This window comes from Burkholderia sp. M6-3, assembly GCF_050858985.1.
Lineage (GTDB): Bacteria > Pseudomonadota > Gammaproteobacteria > Burkholderiales > Burkholderiaceae > Paraburkholderia > Paraburkholderia caledonica.
Genome location: NZ_CP110090.1, coordinates 2,697,957 through 2,720,907, shown reverse-complemented (window position 1 = coordinate 2,720,907; position 22,951 = coordinate 2,697,957). Strand labels below are relative to the sequence as shown.

Annotated in this window: 21 protein-coding genes and 1 tRNA gene; 15 read left to right on the top strand and 7 right to left on the bottom strand. The window is 62.3% G+C overall.

What is annotated here, in order from left to right; translation table 11 throughout:
• Positions 1–6: 6 nt before the first annotated feature.
• Together OH764_RS11655 and wrbA are read right to left on the bottom strand one after the other, a co-directional pair.
• Positions 7–414: a DUF2069 domain-containing protein gene (locus OH764_RS11655; RefSeq protein WP_498846901.1), complete on the bottom strand. Its 408-nt coding sequence runs from the start codon at positions 412–414 to the stop codon at positions 7–9.
• Positions 411–1,013, bottom strand: coding sequence for an NADPH-dependent FMN reductase family protein (gene wrbA, locus OH764_RS11650; protein WP_498846900.1), 603 nt, complete (start codon positions 1,011–1,013; stop codon positions 411–413). Before wrbA ends, OH764_RS11655 begins: the two co-directional genes overlap by 4 nt.
• 164 nt (positions 1,014–1,177) lie before the next feature.
• On the opposite strand from wrbA, the gene OH764_RS11645 reads away from it, so the two are divergent.
• Positions 1,178–2,491, top strand: a complete 1,314-nt coding sequence (locus OH764_RS11645) for a YihY family inner membrane protein (RefSeq protein ID WP_498846899.1) — start codon at positions 1,178–1,180, stop codon at positions 2,489–2,491.
• Positions 2,492–2,528: 37 nt separating this feature from the next.
• Here the strand turns inward: OH764_RS11645 and OH764_RS11640 are convergent, their stop codons facing one another.
• The 3 genes from OH764_RS11640 to OH764_RS11630 all read right to left on the bottom strand — a co-directional run bounded on the left by OH764_RS11640 (position 2,529) and on the right by OH764_RS11630 (position 5,297).
• Positions 2,529–2,849 carry an Mpo1-like protein gene (locus tag OH764_RS11640; protein ID WP_027776586.1) on the bottom strand — a complete coding sequence of 107 codons (321 nt, stop codon included), beginning with the start codon at positions 2,847–2,849 and terminating at the stop codon, positions 2,529–2,531.
• Between the two features lie 238 nt (positions 2,850–3,087).
• Positions 3,088–3,921: an alpha/beta fold hydrolase gene (locus OH764_RS11635; RefSeq protein WP_498846898.1), complete on the bottom strand. Its 834-nt coding sequence runs from the start codon at positions 3,919–3,921 to the stop codon at positions 3,088–3,090.
• The gene (locus tag OH764_RS11630; protein ID WP_498846897.1) at positions 3,918–5,297 is read right to left on the bottom strand and encodes an O-acetylhomoserine aminocarboxypropyltransferase; all 1,380 of its coding nucleotides are present in this window, start codon (positions 5,295–5,297) and stop codon (positions 3,918–3,920) included. Before OH764_RS11630 ends, OH764_RS11635 begins: the two co-directional genes overlap by 4 nt.
• Between OH764_RS11630 and OH764_RS11625 the strand changes: the two genes are divergently transcribed.
• From OH764_RS11625 to OH764_RS11605, 5 genes are all read left to right on the top strand, one after another.
• Complete coding sequence (locus OH764_RS11625; protein WP_498846896.1) at positions 5,296–5,445, top strand: hypothetical protein; 150 nt, start codon at positions 5,296–5,298, stop codon at positions 5,443–5,445. The two genes, OH764_RS11630 and OH764_RS11625, sit on opposite strands and share 2 nt — an antisense overlap.
• A gap of 93 nt (positions 5,446–5,538) precedes the next feature.
• A complete protein-coding gene (locus tag OH764_RS11620; RefSeq protein WP_020069514.1) occupies positions 5,539–5,997 on the top strand; it encodes a CBS domain-containing protein in 459 nt (152 codons plus the stop codon).
• A 227-nt stretch (positions 5,998–6,224) separates the two neighbouring features.
• Positions 6,225–8,204 (top strand): acyl-[ACP]--phospholipid O-acyltransferase, encoded by a 1,980-nt coding sequence (locus tag OH764_RS11615; protein ID WP_498846895.1) that lies wholly within the window; start codon positions 6,225–6,227, stop codon positions 8,202–8,204.
• A 102-nt stretch (positions 8,205–8,306) separates the two neighbouring features.
• Positions 8,307–9,407 carry a chorismate synthase gene (gene aroC, locus OH764_RS11610; protein WP_498846894.1) on the top strand — a complete coding sequence of 367 codons (1,101 nt, stop codon included), beginning with the start codon at positions 8,307–8,309 and terminating at the stop codon, positions 9,405–9,407.
• Positions 9,408–9,457: 50 nt separating this feature from the next.
• Positions 9,458–10,933: a tetratricopeptide repeat protein gene (locus OH764_RS11605; protein ID WP_498846893.1), complete on the top strand. Its 1,476-nt coding sequence runs from the start codon at positions 9,458–9,460 to the stop codon at positions 10,931–10,933.
• A 94-nt stretch (positions 10,934–11,027) separates the two neighbouring features.
• Here the strand turns inward: OH764_RS11605 and OH764_RS11600 are convergent, their stop codons facing one another.
• The gene (locus OH764_RS11600; protein WP_498846892.1) at positions 11,028–12,701 is read right to left on the bottom strand and encodes an electron transfer flavoprotein-ubiquinone oxidoreductase; all 1,674 of its coding nucleotides are present in this window, start codon (positions 12,699–12,701) and stop codon (positions 11,028–11,030) included.
• Positions 12,702–12,888: 187 nt separating this feature from the next.
• Between OH764_RS11600 and OH764_RS11595 the strand changes: the two genes are divergently transcribed.
• Positions 12,889–13,665 carry an SDR family oxidoreductase gene (locus OH764_RS11595; protein WP_006052429.1) on the top strand — a complete coding sequence of 259 codons (777 nt, stop codon included), beginning with the start codon at positions 12,889–12,891 and terminating at the stop codon, positions 13,663–13,665.
• Between the two features lie 229 nt (positions 13,666–13,894).
• Positions 13,895–14,338, top strand: coding sequence for an acyl-CoA thioesterase (locus tag OH764_RS11590; RefSeq protein WP_020069519.1), 444 nt, complete (start codon positions 13,895–13,897; stop codon positions 14,336–14,338).
• 122 nt (positions 14,339–14,460) lie between these two features.
• Here the strand turns inward: OH764_RS11590 and OH764_RS11585 are convergent, their stop codons facing one another.
• On the bottom strand, positions 14,461–15,006 hold the full coding sequence (locus tag OH764_RS11585; protein ID WP_020069520.1) for a LuxR C-terminal-related transcriptional regulator: 546 nt from the start codon (positions 15,004–15,006) through the stop codon (positions 14,461–14,463).
• A 239-nt stretch (positions 15,007–15,245) separates the two neighbouring features.
• Here OH764_RS11585 and OH764_RS11580 point away from each other — a divergent pair, with 239 nt between their 5' ends.
• The 7 genes from OH764_RS11580 (at position 15,246) to thrS (ending at position 22,903) form a co-directional block, all read left to right on the top strand.
• Entirely contained in the window at positions 15,246–15,950 is a 705-nt protein-coding gene (locus tag OH764_RS11580; protein WP_498846891.1) for a CoA transferase subunit A, read from the top strand.
• A gap of 2 nt (positions 15,951–15,952) precedes the next feature.
• Complete coding sequence (locus OH764_RS11575; RefSeq protein WP_020069522.1) at positions 15,953–16,594, top strand: CoA transferase subunit B; 642 nt, start codon at positions 15,953–15,955, stop codon at positions 16,592–16,594.
• A gap of 275 nt (positions 16,595–16,869) precedes the next feature.
• Positions 16,870–17,781, top strand: a complete 912-nt coding sequence (locus OH764_RS11570) for an alpha/beta fold hydrolase (protein ID WP_498846890.1) — start codon at positions 16,870–16,872, stop codon at positions 17,779–17,781.
• Positions 17,782–17,862: 81 nt separating this feature from the next.
• Positions 17,863–18,216 (top strand): RidA family protein, encoded by a 354-nt coding sequence (locus OH764_RS11565; RefSeq protein ID WP_027776596.1) that lies wholly within the window; start codon positions 17,863–17,865, stop codon positions 18,214–18,216.
• 69 nt (positions 18,217–18,285) lie between these two features.
• Positions 18,286–20,529 (top strand): RelA/SpoT family protein, encoded by a 2,244-nt coding sequence (locus OH764_RS11560; RefSeq protein ID WP_498846889.1) that lies wholly within the window; start codon positions 18,286–18,288, stop codon positions 20,527–20,529.
• 138 nt (positions 20,530–20,667) lie between these two features.
• Positions 20,668–20,744, top strand: a tRNA-Val gene (locus tag OH764_RS11555).
• A gap of 251 nt (positions 20,745–20,995) precedes the next feature.
• The gene (thrS, locus tag OH764_RS11550; protein WP_498846888.1) at positions 20,996–22,903 is read left to right on the top strand and encodes a threonine--tRNA ligase; all 1,908 of its coding nucleotides are present in this window, start codon (positions 20,996–20,998) and stop codon (positions 22,901–22,903) included.
• The last annotated feature ends 48 nt before the right edge of the window (positions 22,904–22,951 follow it).

Genomic DNA, 22,951 nt, shown 5'->3' with positions numbered 1-22,951 from the left:
TGAAATTCATGTGTCCGCGCGTGCAGGATGTTCGCGGCGCAGCTTAGCGGCGCGCTTTGCCGCCCGTTTGAATGGCGCAATATAGGCCAGCGTGCAGACAAAAAAGACCAGGGTTAGCACGGCTTCCAGCCAGCCGAGCCGCGCGCTCAAGCCACGGTCGCTCCAGCCGCGCACGACGCCTTCGGCAAAGTACAGCAGGATCAACATCGACGCCCATTGCAGCGTGTAGAGCCGCTGGCGCCACACGCCTGGCAGCGCCAGCAGCAGCGGCAACGCCTTGAGCACCAGTGCTGAGCCGCCTGGACGCAGCGGTGCCAGCCACCATTCCCATGCGATCGACAACGCGATCAGTGCAACGAGGGCGGCGGTTGCGCCTGACGCGGCGCCGCGTCTTTGCGGCGTTAATTCATTCACGGCCGTTCGCTCATGGATGCCGCCGTGCGCGCAACGCGTGAACCGAGCGCAATGGCGAGAGTTTTCTCGTCCGCGGAAATGCCTTGTCCGGCACTGCCCGCTCGTGCGAAGTGCGATGCGCCGTATGGCGTGCCGCCGGTTTGCGTCGTGCTCAGTGCGCTCTCCGTGTACGGGATGCCGACGATCAGCATGCCGTGGTGGAGCAGTGGCAGCATCATGGATAACAGCGTGGACTCCTGGCCGCCGTGCAGACTGCCGGTTGACGTGAACACGCAGGCCGGCTTGCCGGAGAGTGCGCCGGAAAGCCACTGCGGCGTCGTGCCGTCGAGAAAGTACTTCAGCGAAGCGGCCATATTGCCGAAGCGGGTCGGCGAGCCGAGCGCGAGGCCCGCGCATTCCTCGAGGTCGCGCAGTTCGACGTACGGTGGTCCTTCAGCGGGAATGTCGGGTTGGGTCGCTTCGCAGACGGTCGAGACTGCCGGCACCGTCCGAATGCGCGCCTGCATGCCGGGGACGCTGTCGACGCCGTGCGCGATCGCCAGCGCGAGTTCGCGCGTGGCGCCGTGACGGCTGTAATAGAGCACGAGAATGTCTTTCATAGGCCTCATCGGTGAACGAGTATTATAGGGCTTGGGTCCGCTCTACAGGCCGTTCCCAGCGATTCACAGCCATTGGTGGCCATTCGGCCAGGCTCGCGCCAGGAACTCCGTACAGTTCTGCAATGCGGTCCTGAAACACGGTTCGACGAAGCAAGGAGGCAGGTTTGTTGTCCAGGGTGCGTTTCGATCTCGACACGCTCAAGCGGCTCGCGCAGTTCGCCGCGAAGCGCAGCAGCGAGGACCGTATTCCGCAGGTGGCCGGCAGTCTCACCTTCACGACCATGCTTGCGCTGGTGCCGCTCGCCACCGTCGCGTTTGCGCTCTTCACCGCGTTTCCGCTCTTCAGTTCGTTCCAGGAGTCGCTGCAGTTCTTCCTCGCGGATCACCTGATGCCCGCGCAGCTGAACAGCCAGATTTTCAAGTATCTGAACCAGTTCGCCGCGAAGGCGAAAGGCTTGACCACCATCGGCATGGTGCTGCTGTTTCTCACGGCGGTCATGACCATGATGACGATCGAATCCGCGTTCAATGTGATCTGGCGTGTGCGCAAGGCGCGGCCTATCGCGCAGCGTATCCTCGTGTACTGGGCGATCATCACGCTCGGTCCGATTCTGATTGGCGTGAGCCTCTCCATCTCGTCGTATCTGTTCACACAGTCAATGACCTTCAGCGCCGCCCAGCGCATCACGCCGGTTATCGAGTGGGCGCTCGCGGGTGCGGCATTGCCGTTGACGGCGCTCGCGTTCACGATTCTCTACGTGTATTTGCCGAATTGCCGCGTGGAATGGCGCGATGCGGTGATCGGCGGCGTCACCGCGGCAATCGCCTTCGAGCTCGCCAAGCGCGGCTTTGGCTATTACGTGCGCCGCATTCCCACTTACACCGCGGTCTACGGCGCGTTCGCGGCAGTGCCGCTCTTTCTGCTGTGGATGTACCTGTGCTGGTTCATCACGCTGGCGGGTGCGATGATCGCCTCGGCATTGCCTGCAATCCGGATCGGCCAGTTTCATCGCCCGACTTTCGAGGGCAGCAATCTCTTTGATTCTCTCGAACTGCTTGCACGGCTTTGCGAAGCGCGCGACGCCGGCAAGCGCGGGTACACGGTGCCGGAGCTTTCGCGAATGCTCCGCCGCGATATGGACACCACCATCAATCTGCTGCAACGGCTCGAACAGATTGGATGGATCGCGCAACTGGAGGAAGACGGCTTGCGCCCGCACTTCCTGCTACTGGCGAATCCGGCCCAGATCACCGTCCAGCAAGTCTATGACCTCTTTGTGATGGATCGCGCAGAACTCGAGTATCAGCTTCAGCTTGCTTCTACTCGGGTGGACGGCGCCACGCTGCTCGCCGCGCTCGAGAACGACAAACTCAAAGTGACGCTCGCGACGCTGCTCGCGGCCCGTGCCGCGGCACGCGAGTCGGAAGCCGAAGAGAACGAGCGCGGCGCGTCCTCCATGCCGCATCAGGCGGCGTAGGCTCCCCGCGATGCGGCGGAGCGATCTTGCGCCTGGTCTACAACGAGATCTTGCCTACGCAGATGTCCTTGAACATCACCCAGTCGCCCATCAGGCTATAAAGCGGATGACGAAAGGTTGCCGGCCGGTTCTTCTCGAAGAAAAAATGTCCGACCCAGGCGAATCCGTATCCGCAGATCACGGCGGCCGGCAGCCATAGCCAGTCGCCGGTGGCAAGCGCCATGGCGAGACAGCCGATGACCCCGAGCGATCCCACGAAATGCAGCCGCCGCGAGACCTGGTTGCGATGCTCGCTCAGGTAGTACGGATAGAACTCCGCGAAGTTCGCGAAGTGGTCGGTGTGCGCGGTATGAGCCATAACGCCTCCGGATTGCCATGCGTTGCAAGTGCACGCCCGCCGCTGCGAACGCTCTTTCCTGAGCGCGCCTGCATGCCCGCGGCGCCTCGACGAGGACACGCTCGAACCATTGTGCGGCTATCGTGTGGCTCGCGCAACCTGGCCGTTCGGACGATGGCGCCGGCGTTCCGCAGCCGCTATCTTGAGAACTCGTCACGGCTTGCAAAACGGGAGCGACCGGCTCGAAATTGCGCAGCGGCTAGCCCGCGTCGCGTGGCGGCGTACGAGCGAAGCTGAACAACGCGTCGAGCGTCGCGTCTGGCTGCTCGGTCATCAGTGCGTGACCGGCGTCGAGCGTCACCGTATCTACTGGTGCGCCAGCTTGCAGAAGCGCATCGGCCAACGCCTTGGCGGCTCGCGGTGGCGTCATCGCATCGCGCCGGCCGACGACGAGGCGCGTAGCGCAGCGAATCTGCGCGGCTCGCGCGAGGCCGTCGGTGTACGTATTGCACGCGGTGAAGTCGGTGTGAAAGAGATTCGCTTCACCCTTTGCGGAAACACGCTCCATCAACCGCTGGTTCATGCCGTGCAGCCAGAAGCCGGGTCCGGGGCACGAAGGCTTCGCGGCGAGCGTCGAGTGCGACCACTGGTTGACCATGTCGATCGCTTCGGGCTCGCGGTGCAGGGCGGCCTCCAGCAAGGTGTCGGATACCGCCATTGGCAAAGCGGTGGCGAGCAGAGCCAGGTGAGTGGTTCGTTCGGGGTACCGGCCCGCGAAGTCGAGCGCGACGAGCGAGCCCATGCTGTGGCCGGCTACGAATGCGCGCTGCACGCCCGCCGCGTCGAGCAATGCGGCGAGCCAGTCGGCCATCGCCGTGACCGTGCGTAGCGCCGGGCCGGCGCTACGGCAGTGCCCAGGCAGATCCACGGCGAGCACGCCGAAGCCGTGATGCGCGAAGTAACGCGTCTGCAGCGCCCATACGCTATGGTCGTGCTCCGCGCCGTGGATGAAGACGGCGGTCGGCAGACTGGCGTCGAACGGTTTGCCGCCGGTGTAGGCGTAGGCGGCTTTGCCTTGAACGTCGACAATCATGCGGACTCCTTCCCGGGACGTGTAGCCGCGGAACCCGAGCCACGGGGTTCGGTGGAACCAGATTGCCCGTTTCGCGGCGCCGCGGAGCCAGACGCTTTCTGTGCGGCTTTCAGTCCGCGTTTCAGGTCGTCGACGAGGTCGTCGGCGTCCTCGAGGCCGATCGACAACCGGATCGTGCCTTCAGCGATGCCGGCTGCGGCCAGCGCGGCGGCGTCCATGCGAAAGTGAGTCGTGGAAGCAGGATGGATCACCAGCGAGCGCGCGTCGCCCACGTTCGCGAGGTGAGAGAACAGCGATAGTGCTTCGATAAAGCTGCGGCCGGCGGCGCGGTCGCCGCGCAGATTGAAGCTGAATACTGCGCCCGCGCCACGCGGTAGCAGCCGCTTCGCAAGCGCGTGGTCGGAATGCGTCGGCAACTCCGGATACGCGACGGCTTCGACCGCCGCATGACTGGCCAGGAACTCGACCACGCGGCGTGTGTTGGCCACGTGCCGCTCCATCCGCAAGGGCAGCGTTTCAATGCCTTGCAGAAGCTGCCACGCAGCTTGCGGATGCAGGCATGCGCCGAAGTCGCGCAAGCCTTCGCGGCGAGCGCGCAGCAGGAAGGGAGCGGCGGTGCTTTCCTCGCTGAATATCATGCCGTGAAAACCATCGTAAGGCTCGGTGAATTCCGGGAAGCGCCCGGAAGCGTCGAAGTCGAACGTGCCGCCGTCTACCAGCACGCCGCCGATCGTCGTGCCGTGGCCGCCCAGGAACTTGGTGGCCGAGTGATAGACGAAGTCGGCGCCGTGCTCGAAAGGCTTCAGCAGATATGGCGTGGTGAACGTCGAATCGACGAGAAGCGGCACGCGGTGCTCGTGGGCGATCTGCGCGACGGTTGCGATGTCGAGCACGTCGAGGCCCGGATTGCCGAGCGTTTCGCCGAACAGCAGGCGCGTGTTGGGACGCAGAGCCGCGCGCCATGCGTCGATATCGCCGGGTTTGACGAAGGTGGTCTCGATGCCGAAGCGACGCAACGTGTAGTGCAGCAGGTTATGCGAGCCGCCGTATAGCGCGCTCGAGGCCACGATGTGCGAACCCGCGCCCATTAGCGTGACGATCGCCAGATGCAAGGCCGCCTGGCCGCTTGCTGTGCCGATTGCACCCGCGCCGTTTTCAAGCGCGGCAACGCGCTCTTCGAATACGGCCACGGTAGGATTCGAGATGCGCGAGTAGACGTGGCCCGCGCGCTCCATGTTGAAGAGCGCGGCCGCGTGGTCCGAGTCGCGAAACGAGAACGACGTGGTCTGATAGATCGGTGTGGCGCGCGCACCGGTGGCGGGGTCGGGAGCGGCGCCGGCGTGCAGCGCAAGCGTATCGAAACGGTTGGCGGACATGCTGGTCGGCGAGGCCACGGACAGCCTCGCGAAAGGTGAAAGTGGCGGCCATCGTATCACCGGCATGAACCGCTTCAAGCGCGGTTTTCCCGATGCGCCTGCGCGCCGCAAGGCCTTTGCAGGGCGGCGTAAGCCCGCCGCGCCTTGATGGGCGGGCCGCTTTCCTTTTCTGGGCCTTTCCGCTAGGATCGAAAGTCATTGATGCATCACCATGCCTAGCGGGTATTTCGGGAGACAGATCATGCGAGTCAGCGACATTCTTAAAGTCAAAGGCAACACCCTTTTCACGGTCACGCCAGACGCCACGCTGCACGACGCAGTCAACACTATGGCCGAGCACGACATCGGCTCGCTCGTCGTCATGGAGTACGGCGACCTGGTCGGCATGCTGACATTCCGCGAGATTATTCTTACGCTCAGCGAGAACGGCGGAAGCGTGGGCACGTCCACAATCCGCAAGGTCATGGACGATCATCCGCTTACCTGCACGCCTGAAACGGACGTCAACGAAGTGCGCCGCATGATGCTCGAACATCACGTGCGCTACCTGCCGGTCATGGAGAGCCGCACGCTGATGGGCGTGATTTCTTTCTACGACGTCGCGAAGGCGGTGGTCGAGGAACAGGGCTTCGAAAACCGCATGCTGAAGGCGTACATCCGCGACTGGCCGGAAGAGCAGGGGCAGCAGCCGGCGCGTTGATGCGCGGCCGCCCGCTGGCGGAGCCGCTGGTATTGCCGCGTGGGTGGCCGGACAGGGCGCCCGGTGCTTGGGAGGGCCAGCGGTGGGGAACGTCCAGTAAAGACGTAACATCCAGTAAAGGCGTGCGCGAGAGCGCGCGCTTTTTTTGTGCGCGCCGTCATGGTTCTTCATGTGGCCTTTAGCCGCTTTTCCTGGTGCCTGCTACTGAACCTGCTTTAACGAACTTCATGAGTCAAAGCCCGCTGCCCCCAACGCCTCCCACGCCGCCCGCGTCTGCGTCTGCGTCGGCCGGCGCCCACCGTGCCGCGCGCCAGCATGGTCAGCACGAATCGCAGTTCAAGCTGCTGGGCCAGCGCCGCTTTGCGCCGTTTTTCTGGACGCAGTTCTTGGGTGCGATGAACGACAACGTCTTCAAGATCGGTTTCACGTCGCTCGTCACGTTTCAGGCGGCGCGGTTCTCAGGTGTCGACCCGAAGACCGCCGCGTTCGTGATCTCGGCGATCTTCATTTTGCCTTTTGTGTTGCTGTCGGCCACGTCCGGACAGATCGCCGACAAGTACGACAAGGCGATGCTTACGCGTTTCGTGAAGAGCTTTGAGATCGTCGTCATGTTGGTCGGCGGCGCGGGCTTCCTGCTGCACAGTGCGCCGCTGCTGTATCTGTGCACGTTTCTGATGGGCGTCCATTCGACTCTGTTCGGGCCAGTCAAGTATTCATACCTGCCGCAACATCTGTCGAACGAGGAACTGGTCGGCGGCAACGGCATGGTCGAGATGGGCACCTTCGTCGCGATCCTGGTCGGCACGATTGTCGGGGGCGCGGCCGCGGGTTTCGTCGAACATGGCGCGCTGGTTCTGGCTTGTGCCTGCGTCGCAATTGCGCTCGCGGGGCGCGTCGTATCGAGCTTCGTGCCGGTGACCGCCGCGCCGCAGCCGGATTTGCGCATCAACTGGAATCCGGTCAGCGAGACCTGGCGCAACCTCAAGCTCGCGCGCGAAAACCGCACGGTGTTTCTGAGCCTGCTCGGCATATCGTGGCTGTGGTTCGTGGGCGCGACGTTTCTGTCGTCGTTTTTCAGCTTTGCAAAAGACGTGCTGTCGGCCAACCCGGACGTCGTGACGGTGCTGCTCGGCACCTTCTCCGTTGGTATCGGCCTTGGCTCGCTGTTGTGCGAGAAGCTTTCCAAGCGGCGTATCGAGATCGGCCTTGTGCCGCTCGGCTCGATCGGCATGAGCGTGTTCGCCATCGACCTGTTTTTCGCAAGCCACGCGTTGCCCGCCGCCGGTCACCTGCTGAGCGTCGGCGAGTTCCTCGTGCGCGCCGCGCATTGGCGCGTGCTCGCCGATCTGTTTCTACTTGCCATGTTCGGCGGTTTCTACAGCGTGCCGCTTTATGCACTGATCCAGAGCCGCAGCCAGCCGAGCCACCGGGCGCGCATCATCGCCGCGAACAATATTCTCAACTCGCTGTTCATGATCGTCTCGGCGTTGATGGCGGTCGGCCTCACCTCGGCGGGCTTCAGCATTCCGGCCATTTTTCTCGTGACCGCGCTGCTCAATATCGTGGTGGCGACCTACATCTATTCGCTCGTGCCCGAGTTTCTGCTGCGGTTCATCGCATGGTTGCTCGTGCACACGTTCTACCGGATTCGCCTCGTGCACGCGGAACGGATTCCGGAAGAGGGCGCGGCCGTGCTCGTGTGCAATCACGTGAGCTTCGTGGATGCGGTCGTGATCATGGCCGAAAGTCCACGGCCGATCCGCTTTGTAATGGACTACCAGATCTTCAAAAACCCGTTCGCGAGCTGGGTCTTCCGCCATGCAAAGGCGATTCCCATAGCGCCCGCGCATCAGGACCCGCAGGTGCTGGCGCGCGCGTACGAGCGTTGCGCACAGGCACTTGCCGACGGCGAACTGGTGTGCATCTTTCCCGAAGGCAAGCTCACCCGGACGGGCGACATGAATGAGTTCCGTCGCGGTGTCACGGAAATCATCGCGCGCACGCCCGCGCCGGTCGTTCCAATGGCGTTGCGTGGCCTGTGGGGCAGCGTATTTTCCCGTGCCGACGACGCACACTGGCCACGCCCCGTGCAAAAGGGCGTGATGAGCCGGCTGACTCTGGCAGTAGGCGAGCCTATCGACCCGGCGCTGGCCACGCCCGAGTTGCTTCAGAGAATCGTCACAGACTTGCGCGGCGCGCGGAAGTAGCTGCGGTCTTGTCCCGAAGTCATAGGCCGGCGCGCGGCGTCGTCCCGGGCGGCAAGGGGCTGGCATAATAGCGTCTTCCCCGCATTCCTTTGGACGACGCCCATGTCCGGCAACACGCTCGGTACGCTTTTTACTGTCACGACCTTCGGCGAATCGCACGGCCCGGCTATCGGCTGTGTCATCGACGGTTGCCCGCCGGGCATGGCGCTGACCGAAGCCGACATCCAGCTCGAACTCGACCGCCGCAAGCCGGGCACGTCGCGCCACGTCACACAGCGTCAGGAAGAGGACAAGGTCGAGATCCTGTCGGGCGTGTTCGAGGGGACCACCACGGGCGCACCCATTGCGCTGCTGATTCGCAATACGGATCAGCGCAGTAAAGACTACGGCAACATCGTGGACACGTTTCGTCCCGGCCACGCCGACTACACCTACTGGCAAAAGTACGGTATTCGCGACTACCGCGGCGGCGGCCGTTCGTCGGCGCGCTTGACAGCGCCTACGGTAGCAGCCGGTGCCGTTGCAAAGAAATGGTTGCGTGAGAAATTCGGCACTGAAATTCGTGGCTACATGGCCGCGCTTGGCGAGATCGACGTGCCGTTCGTCGACTGGACGCATGTGCGCGAGAACCCGTTCTTCGTGCCGAACGCGGACATCGTGCCGCAGCTCGAAGCGTATATGGACGCGCTGCGCAAAGAGGGCGACTCGATTGGCGCCCGCATCAACGTGGTGGCTTCGGGTGTGCCCGTCGGTCTGGGCGAACCGTTGTTCGACCGGCTGGACGCGGACATTGCTCACGCCATGATGGGTATCAACGCGGTGAAGGGCGTTGAGATCGGCGCGGGGTTCGCGAGCGTCGCGCAGCGCGGCTCAGTGCATGGCGACGAACTCACCCCCGAAGGCTTTGTCGGCAATAACGCGGGTGGTGTGCTTGGCGGTATTTCCACAGGCCAGGACATTACCGTGTCGATTGCCATCAAGCCGACGTCGAGCATTCGTACTCCGCGCCGCTCGATCGACAAAGCGGGGCAACCGGCAATTGTCGAGACGTTCGGGCGGCATGACCCGTGTGTCGGCATTCGCGCCACGCCTATCGCGGAATCCATGCTTGCGCTGGTGCTGATCGACCATGCGTTGCGCCATCGCGCGCAATGTGGCGACGTTTCGGTGAGTACGCCGAAGATCGCAGCAAGCGCGCCGTAAAGGACGCGGTTCGCGCGTTTCAATCGCATTGCGCGAACTGCGCTTTTCGCATGAATCAGCTATCCAGCCAGCCGGCGGACAACATTCTCCCGGCGTTGCGGGCACGCGCCGCGGCGCCGCACGCGGTCGCGCACGACTGTCTCGCGTTCGGCCAGACGCTGCTGCAACACGCGGGCGGCGACAAAGCGCTGCAACGCGAAGCCCTCGGGGCGCTCGTACGCGCGTATCGGGCCGATCCAGCCTGTGAGCCGACGCTCCTCCACACTATCGCGCAGACGGCCTTCATCGTGCGCGATTGGGTGCTTGTCGAGTCCGCCACGGCACTGCTGCTCTCCCAAAACCCCGCCGATGCCAACGCATTGATCTGGCGGTCCGCGGCCGTCCAACATCGTAACGATTTCGCGACTGCCGAGAATTTGCTGCGTGAAGCGGTGCGCCTCGTGCCGGGCAATCCGATCGCGCTTCATAAACTGGCGTTGTGCATCAAGGAGCAGGCGCGTTTTACGGAAGCCGAAGCGCTCCTTCATGAGGTGCTAGCGGTGTCCGCGGATAACGCGCATGCGTTGTTCGATTTGTCCGAACTCCAGATCCGCAGCGGGCGTTTCGCCGAGGGCTGGGCGCTCTACGAGTCGCGCCTTGCGTTCGCCGGCGATCTGAATAACGCGCAGCACGCGCTTGCCGCGATCAGCGCACCGTGGCGGGGAGAGTCGCTGGCGGGCAAGACGCTCGTCGTGTACGGCGAGCAAGGCAACGGCGACTGCTTGTGGGCGGTGCGCTTTCTGCCGCTGCTCGCCGAGCGTGCGCGGCGTGAGGGCGGCCAGGTGATCTTCGGTCACGACGGGCCGTTGCGGCATCTGTTCGAACGGACGCTGCCTGCCGACCTCCGGCATGAAACAAGCCTCGAAACGCGGCCTGATTTTCATTGCGGGTTGATGAGCTTGCCCTTGCGTCTAGGCATTGTCGAGGCGGCCGGTTGGGGCGCGCCTTATCTGAGCGCGGACCCGCAACGTCTGCAACCGTGGCAGCGGTGGGTACAAGCCTGTGTCGACGGCAAGCCCGGTAATCGCAAAGTGGGACTCGTGTGGAATAGAAATCCGGACCATATCCGCGATGCGCGGCGCTCGGTGCCAATCGAGCAACTGGAGCCGTTGCTGAACGTGGCCGGCGTCACCTACTTCGCGCTGTCGCCAGGACGCGGCGAGACGGTCGCGCAATGGCGTGCAATGGGCTTCGACGTCGTCGATCCTACTCAGTACTTTGAAGCCGGGTTCGACGACGTCGCCGCGCTGCTGGCGAATCTCGATCTGGTGGTGACGATCGACAGTGGCCCCGCCCATCTGGCCGGCGCGCTCGGCGTACCGACGTGCTTGATGATCGATCACGTATCGGCGTGGTTCTGGGGAGTGGGGGCGCCGGTTACGCCCTGGTACGACTCGATCGAACTGTTCCGGCAACCGGCGGTGGGCGCCTGGGCACCGGTGGTGGCACAAGTGTGTGCGCGTATCGAAGGAATGGTGCGCGGCTAAACGGTGGCCTTGGCGGATGGCCTTGGGGTGGCCTTCGCTGCTTGCCTTCGCAACGCAGAGGTCGTCTGCCTATGTTGCGAAGGCGAAGCGCCGCTCACATGTTCGGGTAGTTCGGCCCGCCGCCGCCTTCAGGTGTCACCCACACGATGTTCTGCGTCGGGTCCTTGATATCGCAGGTCTTGCAGTGCACGCAGTTCTGCGCGTTGATTACCAGCCGCTCGCTGCCGTCGTCGTTTTTCACGAACTCATACACGGCCGCCGGGCAGTAACGCGACTCCGGACCCGCATACGTCTGCCAGTTCACGTTCACCGGCACCGTGGGATCTTTGAGCGTCAAGTGAGGCGGCTGGTTCTCTTCGTGATTCGTGTTCGATATGAACACCGAAGACAACCGGTCGAAGGTCAGCTTGCCGTCCGGCTTCGGGTATGTGATCGGCGTGCATTGCGACGCGGGCTTGAGCATCTCATGATCGGAATGCTGATGGTGCAGCGTCCACGGCACATTTCCGCCGAGCAGCTTCTGCTCGATGCCGACCATCAACGTGCCGAGGTACAGGCCCTTGCTCATCCACTGCTTGAAGTTGCGGGCCTTGTAGAGCTCCGTGTGTAGCCACGACGTCTTGAACGACTCGGGATAAGCCGTGAGCTCGTCGCTCGTGCGGCCTGCCTGCACGGCTTCAAAGGCGGCATCGGCGGCGAGCATGCCGGTCTTGATCGCCGCATGCGAGCCCTTGATCCGCGATGCGTTCAGGAAGCCCGCGTCGTCGCCGACCAGTGCGCCGCCGGGGAATACCAGCTTCGGCAGCGACATCAGGCCGCCCGCAGTGATTGCACGCGCGCCATACGACACGCGTTTGCCGCCTTCCAGGAAATGACGGATTGCCGGATGCGTCTTGTAGCGCTGGAATTCCTCGAACGGCGAGAGATACGGATTCGTATAGCCGAGCCCGACCACAAAGCCGACCACCACCTGGTTGTTGTCCATGTGATAGAGGAACGAGCCGCCGTACGTGTCCGTCTGCAAAGGCCAGCCGGCCGTGTGCATGACGAGCCCCGGCTTGTGTTTCGACGGATCGATCTCCCACAATTCCTTGATGCCGATGCCGTAGACCTGCGGATCGACGCCGTCGCGCAACCTGAACTTCTCGTTCAGCTGACGCCCGAGATGCCCGCGCGCGCCTTCGCAGAAAAGGGTGTATTTCGCGTGCAGTTCCATGCCGAGCTGGAAGTTTTCAGTCGGCTGGCCGTCCTTGCCGATGCCGAGATTGCCCGTGGCGACGCCTTTTACCGAACCGTCGTCGTTGTAGAGCACCTCCGCAGCCGGAAAACCCGGGAAAATCTCCACGCCGAGCGCTTCGGCCTGTTGGCCCAGCCAACGCGTGACGTTGGCGAGGCTGATCACGTAGTTGCCGTGGTTCTTGAAGTTATCGGGCAGCGCCCAGTTCGGCACGCTCTTCGCGCCGGTTTCCGAGAGGAACAGGAATCGGTCCTCGGTGACTTCGACGTCGAGCGGCGCGCCTTTTTCCTTCCAGTCGGGGATCAGTTCATTCAACGCGCGCGGGTCCATGACCGCGCCCGAGAGGATGTGCGCCCCGATCTCCGAGCCTTTTTCCAGCACGCAGACGCCAAGCTCGACGCCCTTGTCGGCCGCCAGCTGCTTCAGGCGGATCGCCGCGGACAAGCCAGCCGGGCCGCCGCCGACGATCACGACGTCGTATTCCATCGACTCGCGCGGGCCGTACTGCTCAATGAGACTTGCGGGGGTCATTGATGCTCCTCTTACCGTTAGAATGCTTTTTTCGGGATCGTATTGTGGGCGATGGTCTCTTGCACCGCAACCCGATCAGCAGAGATTAGCACGAGCGTTCTATTTATATGCTGCGGTATTGACCCGAGCATGGGTCGGACCGCGACCGACAACCTCATTCGTAACTACAACCGAACAAGGAACGACAATGGGCCGTTCGATCAATCTGGAAGGCAAAGTCGCGCTCATCACGGGCGCCTCGAGCGGGTTGGGAAAGCGCTTTGCTCAGGTGTTGTCGCAGGCGGGCGCCAAAGTCGTACTGGCGAGCCGGCGAACCGAGCGCCTGAAGGAACTGCGCGCCGAAATCGAGGCGTCGGGCGGCGCGGCGCACGTCGTTTCGCTGGATGTGACCGATTATCAGAGCATCAAGTCCGCGGTCGCCCATGCGGAGACCGAGGCGGGCACCATCGACATTCTGGTGAACAACTCGGGCGTGTCGACTACGCAGAAGCTGTCGGAAGTCACGCCCGCCGACTTCGAATATGTGTTCGACACCAACACTCGCGGCGCGTTCTTCGTCGCGCAGGAAGTGGCCAAGCGCATGATCATGCGCGGCAACAATGCGCAGAAACCGTCGTACCGGATCATCAATATTGCGTCGATGGCCGGCTTGCGCGTATTGCCCCAGATCGGCCTTTATTCAATGAGCAAGGCGGCAGTCGTCCACATGACGAAAGCCATGGCGCTCGAATGGGGCAAGCACGGCATCAATGTGAACGCGATCTGCCCGGGCTATATCGACACGGAGATCAATCATCATCACTGGTCGACCGAGCAGGGGCAAAAGCTCGTGTCCATGCTGCCGCGCCATCGCGTCGGCAAGCCTGAGGACCTTGACGGATTGCTGCTGTTGCTGGCGGCGGACGAATCGCAGTTCATCAACGGCTCGGTAATCGCCGCCGACGACGGGTTCGGTCTAGCCTGATCGCCGGCTTATGAGTTGACGCGCAATCACCGGGATTCGGCGCGGTACGCCTGGCATCGTCCCAACGCGCCAGGCGATTAACGCAGTTTCGAAGAAGCTCTTTTACGCGCGCGGGCCTTCTGCCGACGAAACGTCTGCGCTAAGGTGCAGGCATCGGCCGGAATGGCCACGGTTTTACCCGACTCGATCCTTGACCAATCTTTTGAGAAGTAAGAAGAGCAGAAGCACGATGAGCGATTTTCACGCAGTTTTCGAGATGTCGATGCCTATCCGCTGGGGTGACATGGACGCATTCGGCCATGTGAACAACACGGTCTATTTCCGCTACATGGAGCAGGTGCGTATCTCCTGGTTCGAGCAGCTCGGCCTCGCCGGCAGCAATGCGGATGGACAGGGGCCGGTGATCGTGAACGCGTCGATGGAGTTTCTCAAGCAACTGCATTATCCCGGCGACGTGATCGGCCGCATGACCGTGGCGACGCCCGGCCGCAGCAGTTTCGACACGGGCTTCGAACTCGTGCGTGCAGACGATCCCAGCACCGTCTATGCGCGCGGCGCCGCCCGCTGCGTGTGGATCGACTACGCGGCCGGCAAGTCGGTGCCGGTTCCTGATTTGTTGCGCGAGACCATCGAGCGCGCCGCGCTGGTGAAAGCGGCAGAGCCGGCCGCATAAGTTCGCCGTTTATTACTGCATGACCGCGCAGCGCGAGGCCTCAGCCTGAAGGCCTCGCTTTATCGTTTCGCCTCTTACCTCGACTTCGCACAAAGCGGTGTCGCGCGCCGCGGCTGCGGCAGTCAATGCCCGAGCAGACGCTGCAACAGTTCAGTAGCGTTACCCGTATCGTATTTGCGCATCAAGCGGGCGCGATAAACGTCGACGGTGCGTGGGCTGATTTCCAACGCCCGTCCAATCTGTTTGCTGGTTTTGCCCGTCACCAGTTGGGCGGCAATTTCCCGCTCGCGGGGCGTCAACTCGACCGCCACGCGCCGCGTCGCGCTCAGATCCTCGAAAGTCCAGACGCCCGCCGCGTGCGGGTCGGTGCGCCGCTGCGCGCGGCCCGTCACATGACACCAGAACAGTTCGCCGTTGGCGCGCTTCATGATGCGGTCGTCGGCATAGCTGCCTTGGGCGGTCATGATGGGGGGAATCCGTGCGCCTATCCGCTCGAATTCGTCCGCCGACGGATACAGAATCTGGAACGACTGCCCGAGCAGCGCCTCGCGCGGACAGCCGAAGATGGACGCCAGTTCGTCATTGCAGTCTTCGATAATACGCTCACGCGACAGCACGAGCCCGATCGGCGCGAGATGAAAAGCGGTTTGGTAATCCAGTGCGGGCATGGGCTGGCGGCAAGTACTTATGTATTTTTGCGTATTGTGCCGTATGGCGCACGCAGCGTACTCTTTCGGGCACATGAGAACGCGGTGAGGCGTCCGTGGCGGCGTTTGCGCGAAGCGTGAAACAGGCTAGCGCATTGCACCCGCCGGATGACTAGAATGACGTGTCGGGCCGCGCCCGAGCGCGTCACACGAGCCGCAAGAAAACGGTTTCAGGTTTCCATAAAGGAAGGGACATACTGATGAACAAAGTCTATCCAGGCGCCGCCGAGGCGCTGAAAGACATCGTCAAGGACGGTCAGACGTTCGCCGTCGGCGGCTTCGGGTTGTGCGGCATTCCCGAAGCGCTGATCTCTGCGCTGCGCGACACCAAGGTGCAAAACATTACCTGCATCAGCAACAACGCGGGTGTCGACGGGTTTGGCCTCGGTCTGCTGCTCGAAACGCGCCAGATCAAGAAGATGATCTCCTCGTATGTCGGCGAGAACAAGGAGTTCGAGCGCCAGTATCTGGCCGGCGAACTCGAACTCGAATTCACGCCGCAGGGCACGCTTGCCGAGAAACTGCGCGCAGGCGGATCGGGCATCCCGGCGTTCTTCACGAATACCGGCTACGGCACGCTGATCGCCGAAGGCAAGGAAACCCGCCAGTTCGGCGAAAACCACTACGTGCTCGAACATTCGCTGACGGCTGACATCGCGCTCGTGAAGGCATGGAAGGCCGACAAGTCGGGCAACCTGATCTATCGCCGCACGGCTCGCAATTTCAATCCGATGTGCGCGATGGCGGGCAAGATCACCGTCGCGGAAGTCGAGGAAATCGTCGAGGTAGGCGAGCTCGATCCGGACGCGATTCATACGCCTGGCATCTTCGTTCAGCGCATCGTGCTCAATGCGCATCCGGAAAAACGCATCGAACAACGCGTCGTCCGCGCGAAAGGAGACTGATCATGGCATGGACTCGTGACGAAATGGCCGCGCGCGCGGCGAAGGAATTGCAGGACGGTTTTTATGTGAACCTCGGCATCGGCTTGCCGACGCTGGTGGCGAACCACGTGCCGCCGGGTGTCGAAGTATGGCTGCAGTCGGAAAACGGCCTGCTCGGCATTGGCCCGTCGCCGACCGAAGACGAAGTGGACGCCGATCTCATCAACGCGGGCAAGCAGACGGTGACCACGCTGCCGGGCTCGTCGATTTTCTCGTCGGCGGATTCGTTCGCGATGATTCGCGGCGGCCACATCAACTTGGCCATTCTGGGCGCCATGCAGATCAGCAAGAAGGGCGACCTCGCGAACTGGATGATCCCCGGCAAGATGATCAAGGGCATGGGCGGCGCAATGGATCTTGTGGCGGGCGTCAAGCGCGTGGTCGTGCTGATGGAGCACGTCGCGAAGGGCGATCAGCACAAGATTCTCGAAGAATGCACGCTGCCGTTGACGGGCGTGGGCGTGGTGGATCAGATCATCACCGACCTCGGCGTGATCGAAGTCACCGACGACGGCCTGAAGGTGACTGAACTGGCGCCTGGCGTGAGCGTCGACGAAATCAAGGCGAAGACGGGCGCGCCGCTCGATGTGAGCGCGGTGAGCTGATCAGCGTTGTCGGGTCTGCTGCCGGGCTGACGCATGTGCGTCGGCCACGGCGGCGAGAATGGTGGGAAAGGCGGGCGAGGCGGGAGTCTCGTCCGCTTTTTTTTGCGGCTCGCGGTTTTGCTGCGTCCGTCTTATGCCTTCTGGCCGATCCTTGTCACGCGGCAAAGCGGTTTACAATCGTTCGAAGCAATCTCTTGAAGATTCGTCGCCTGTTTCTTCGCGCCGCGTTACGGTGCACACGGGCCATATGCACAGAGCTTTTGCAAGGACCACAGATGACCGCAACGACAGCTTTCGCCGGCGAGCGGCTCGCGCCGCGCCAACGTTATGTGCAGTGCGCGAGCGCCGCGGGCCTGCATCGTATTGCCTACACCGAGTGGGGCCATCCGGACAATCCGCGGGTGCTGTTGTGCGTGCATGGCTTGACGCGCTCGGGGCGTGACTTCGACCGGTTAGCGGCGCGGTTCGCCGGTACCTACCGTGTGGTCTGTCCTGATGTGGCGGGCCGGGGCTTGTCTTCGTGGCTCGCCAACCCAAACTTATACAGCGTGCCGCAATATGTCGCCGACATGGTGACGCTCATTGCGCGGCTGAACGTGGAAACGGTCGACTGGTTCGGCACGTCAATGGGCGGATTGATCGGGCTCGGCCTCGCGGGTCTCGCGGACACGCCTATCCGCAAGCTGTTGCTGAACGACGTCGGTCCGCATCTGGAGCCGGAGGCCGTCAAGCGTATCGGCGATTATCTCGGCAAGCCCGTGCGCTTCGACTCGCTGCGGCAAGGCATCGATCACGCGGCGTTCCTCGCGCGCAGCTTCGGCCCGCTCACGGCGGAAGAGTGGCGCGAGATCAATACGCCGCTGATTCGCGAAGAGAACGGCACATGGCTGTTCCGCTACGATCCGCGCATTGCGCAGCCCTTTGCCGCGACCACGGAAGAAACCGCGAAGCGAGGCGAGGCGGCGCTATGGCATTCGCTTGCGTCGTTCCAAGGGCCGGTGCTAGTGGTGAGAGGCGAGCTTTCCGATCTGCTGTCGCGTGAAACAGTCGCGAGGATGGTCGAGACGGGGCATGCGGTGTCGAGCGTCGAGATCAGCGGTGTGGGGCACGCGCCGGCGTTTCTTTCGGCGGATCAGATCGACATTGCGGAGCGGTTCTTTATCGGCAATGGCGGCGACGCGTCATAATATGCAGTTGCGCGTGGCGCTCTAACGCGTCATGCATAGCGCATCCTAGTCAATCTTCTTCTACTTACTTCAGGATTCTTCATGGCAGTCATTCGTCACCATGTCGGCAAGCGTCTTTCCGAAATTGCCGTGCACAACGGCACGGTCTATCTTGCCGGCCAGATCGCCGAAGACGCAGACCAGGACATCACGGGACAAACGCGCGAAGTGCTCGGCCATATCGACCGCCTGCTAGCCGAGGCAAACAGCGATAAATCGCATTTGCTGTCCGTGCAGATCTACATCTCGGACATGGAGCATTTCGCCGGCATGAACGCGGTGTGGGACGAGTGGGTAGCGCAAGGTGCGACGCCGCCGCGCGCGACCGTCGAGGCGAAGCTCGCCAACCCGAAGTGCCTCGTTGAGATCGTCGTCGTCGCGGCGCAGCGGAGCTGAGCGAAGCAAAACCAGGCAGTTGCTGTTGAAATTCCGTTGATTTGCCAGGGCCCGGTGGGCCGCCGCACCATGAATACCGAAACCGCTACGAGCACGCCAAACCCTCTTCCGTCTTTCGAAGAAGCGATGGCATTCGTGCGTCGTCATGCGGGCGAGGTGCGGCTGTCGTCGGGCGAGTCTCTCGCCGATCATGCGGCGGGCACCGCGTCGATCATGCGCACGCTGAATGTCGATCCGCCGGCCGTGCTGGCGGCGGCGTTGTTCGCATTGACGCCGCATTTGCAAGATCCCGAGCGCGTGATCGCCGACAACTTCGGCGAAGAAGTCGCGCAACTCGTCGGCGACGTGCGCAAGTTGCTGCGTCTCGGCACCGTGAGCTTGCGCGCTGCACAGAACGCCATGCCTGAAGCGGGGCGTGATGCGCAGGCCGCGCGGCGCGCGCAGGTCGAGGCGCTGCGCAAGATGCTGCTCGCGTTCGCACAGGATATTCGCGTAGTGCTGATACGCCTCGCGTCGCGCCTGCAATCGCTGCGTTATTACGCGGCGGCGAAGCTCACGCCGTCGCCGGATGTGGCGCGCGAAACGCTCGATATCTATGCGCCGCTCGCGAACCGCCTTGGCATCTGGCAGTTGAAGTGGGAACTCGAAGACCTTGCGTTCCGCTTCGAAGAGCCAGTGACTTATAAGCGCATCGCGAAGTTGCTGGATGAGAAGCGCGTTGAACGCGAAAGCTATGTTGCGCAGGCCATTGAACGCCTGCAGCAGGAACTTGCCGCCGCGAACATTCGCGCGGAAGTAAGCGGCAGGCCCAAGCATATCTATAGCATCTGGCGCAAGATGCGCGGCAAGGAACTCGACTTCGCCGAACTGTACGACGTGCGTGCGTTTCGCGTGATCGTGCCGGACATCAAGGATTGCTACACGGTGCTCGGCATCGTGCACAACCTGTGGCAACCGGTGCCGAGAGAGTTCGACGATTACATCTCGCGGCCAAAGCCAAATGGCTATAAGTCGCTGCACACGGTGGTGATCGGCGACGACGGCCGCGCGTTCGAAGTGCAGATCCGCACGCACGACATGCATCAGTTCGCCGAGTACGGCGTGGCCGCGCACTGGCGTTACAAGGAAGCCGGCACGCGCGGGTACGGCGGCCAGTTCGCCGCGAATGAGAAGTACGACGAGAAGATCGCGTGGTTGCGCCAACTGCTCGCGTGGAAAGACGACGTGTCCGAAGGCGAGCACGGCGAGAAGCGCGCGGCGCAGCCGTGGGAGCAATTGCGCCAGGCCACGCTCGACGACGACCACATCTACGTGCTCACGCCGCAGGCGCGCGTGATCGCGTTGCCGCATGGTGCGACGCCGGTGGATTTCGCGTATCACCTGCATAGCGAGTTGGGGCATCGGTGCCGCGGAGCGCGCGTCGACGGGGCCATGGTGCCGCTGAACACCCAGTTGCAGAACGGCCAGACGGTGGAAATCGTCGCGGTAAAAGAAGGTGGGCCGTCGCGTGACTGGCTCAATCCACAACTCGGTTACCTGCATAGTCCGCGTGCGCGCCAGAAAGTGCGCGCCTGGTTTAATGCCGTCGAGTTGCAGGAGCACATTGCGAGCGGCCGCGCAATGGTCGAAAAGACCCTGCAGCGCGAGGGCAAGACCTCGGTGAATCTGGATCAGCTTGCGGCCAAACTCGGCTTCAAGACTACCGACGATCTGTTCTCGGTCGTCGGCAAGGAAGAGTTCAGCCTGCGGCTCGTCGAGCAGGCGCTGCACGATGCGCCGCCGCCGGAACCGGTGGTCGAAGTACCCGAGCAATTCGAGAAGCGCAGTAGTGGCGCGAGCGTGGCGCGCGGTGCGTCGACTGGCGTGCTAGTGGTCGGTGTCGACGCATTGCTCACGCAGCTCGCTCGATGCTGCCGTCCGGCGCCGCCTGACGACATCTCCGGTTTTGTGACGCGCGGCAAGGGCATGTCGATTCACCGCAGCGACTGCCCGACGTTTTTGCGCATGGCCGAACGTGCACCGGAGCGTGTGTTGCAAACGGCATGGTCAGCGGACGTAATGAGCGGTCGCGGCCAATCGGTGTATCCGGTCGACCTCTCGATCGAGGCGACGGACCGCCAGGGTTTGCTGCGCGATATATCCGAAGTGTTCGCGCGAGAAAAAATGAATGTGATCGGAGTGAAGACCCAAACTCGACGCAATGCCGCGTTCATGCAGTTCACCGTCGAGGTGTCGAGTGCGGCGCAAATTCAGCGGGCCTGCACGCTGCTCGGCGAAGTGACGGGTGTCGTGCGGGCGTCGCGCAAAGGCTGACGCAGTGACGCGATGATGAGTTGATGAACGCACTTCCTCATGCGCAAGCGAGTGAGTGATGTGGGTAAGCGCAATTTAAAGTCGATGCATAAAAGTACTTGCCAAGCAGTGTGGGGCTCCATATAATCTCGTTTCTTCAGGCTCGTAGCTCAGCTGGTTAGAGCACCACCTTGACATGGTGGGGGTCGTTGGTTCGAGTCCAATCGAGCCTACCAACGAAAGAGAAATTCCGGTTCTGCCGGGGTTTCGCAAACTGCAGTAAGCGCCTGTGGCGCAAAAGGCGAATACGGTTATGACACCGCGAACGTTGACCGAAACCACTTCGGAGCGACGCTAGTCGAGGACCACTTTCGCCAGTGTAGTTTGCAGGAAATGTGAATGCGGCCCCTCGAAAGCGGGGCCGCATTTTTTTTGGCTTGTTTGATTGATGTATATGCCGCCGCCGGTCGGCACCACGGAGAACGCAATGGTTTCGATACGTCTGCCTGACGGTTCTGTTCGACAGTACGAGCATCCGGTGACCGTCGCCGAAGTGGCCGCGTCGATCGGTCCCGGCCTCGCCAAGGCCGCGCTCGGCGGCAAGATCGACGGTGAACTGGTCGATACGTCTGCGCTGATCGACCACGACGCGGCGCTTGCCATCGTCACCGAAAAAGACGCAGACGGCCTAGATATCATTCGTCATTCTGCGGCGCACCTGCTCGCGTACGCAGTGAAGGATCTCTATCCCGAGGCACAAGTCACGATCGGTCCGGTCATCGACAACGGCTTCTATTACGACTTTGCGTATAGCCGTCCCTTCACGCCGGAAGATCTCGAGAAGATCGAAAAGCGCATGCAGGAACTCGCGAAGAAAGACGAGCCTGTTTCGCGCCGCGTCGTATCGCGCGACGAAGCGGTGGACTACTTCAAGAGCATCGGCGAGAAGTACAAGGCTGAGATCATCGAATCGATTCCGGCTACGGACGAAATCAAGCTGTACTCGCATGGCGGCTTCACCGACCTGTGCCGCGGTCCGCACGTGCCGTCCACCGGCAAGCTGAAGGTCTTCAAGCTGATGAAGGTGGCCGGCGCCTACTGGCGCGGCGATTCGAAGAACGAGCAATTGCAGCGTATCTACGGCACGGCCTGGGCGAAGAAGGAAGATCAGGACGCGTATCTGCACATGCTCGAAGAGGCGGAGAAGCGCGATCACCGTAAGCTCGGCAAGCAACTCGACCTGTTTCACATGCAGGACGAGTCGCCGGGCATGGTGTTCTGGCATCCGCGCGGCTGGACGCTGTGGCAGCAGGTCGAGCAGTACATGCGCCGCCGTGTGAACGACGCGGGTTACCTCGAGATCAAGACGCCGATGATCATGGACCGGTCGTTGTGGGAAGCGTCGGGTCACTGGCAGAACTATCGTGAAAACATGTTCACGACCGAATCGGAAAAGCGCGATTACGCGATCAAGCCGATGAACTGCCCTGGCCACGTCCAGGTGTTCAACCACGGTTTGCGCTCGTACCGCGATCTGCCGCTGCGTTACGCGGAATTCGGCTCGTGCCACCGCAATGAATCGTCGGGCGCGCTGCATGGATTGATGCGCGTGCGTGGTTTTGTGCAGGACGACGCTCATATTTTCTGTACCGAAGACCAGTTCATCAGCGAGTCGATCGCCTTCAACACGCTGGCTATGAGCGTGTACAAGGACTTCGGCTTCGATAACGTCGAGATCAAGCTTTCGTTGCGCCCCGACGCACGTGCCGGCACCGACGAGACGTGGGACCGCGCGGAGCAGGGCTTGCGCGAAGCATTGACGGCTTGCGGCGTGACGTGGGAAGAGCTGCCGGGCGAAGGGGCGTTCTACGGTCCCAAAGTGGAATATCACATTAAGGACGCTCTGGGCCGCTCGTGGCAGTGCGGCACGTTGCAGCTCGATATGGTGCTGCCGGAGCGGCTGGGCGCGGAGTACGTCGCGGAAGACAACAGCCGTCGCCGTCCGATCATGCTGCACCGGGCAATCGTCGGATCAATGGAGCGTTTTCTCGGCATTCTGATCGAGCACCATGCTGGTGCAATGCCCGCGTGGCTCGCCCCGATGCAGGTAGTGGTGATGAATATCGCCGAAAGTCAGGCAGAATACGCCCAGTCTCTGGTCCAATCGTTGCAAAAACAAGGGGTTAGAGTGGAGGCCGATTTGCGCAACGAGAAGATTAGCTATAAAATACGTGAGCACACGCTCGAGAAGGTGCCGTACCTGCTTGTGGTCGGCGACAAGGAGCGTGAAGCCCAAACGGTAGCCGTGCGTGCCCGTGGTGGTGTCGACCTTGGCGTGATGCCGGTCGATTCTTTCATTGAGCGTCTGCGCCAGAACGTGCAGTCGTTCAACTGAGCCACTTGGCAGCGCGGCTCGTTTTTTTAATTTTTAGAGGAAACGTAA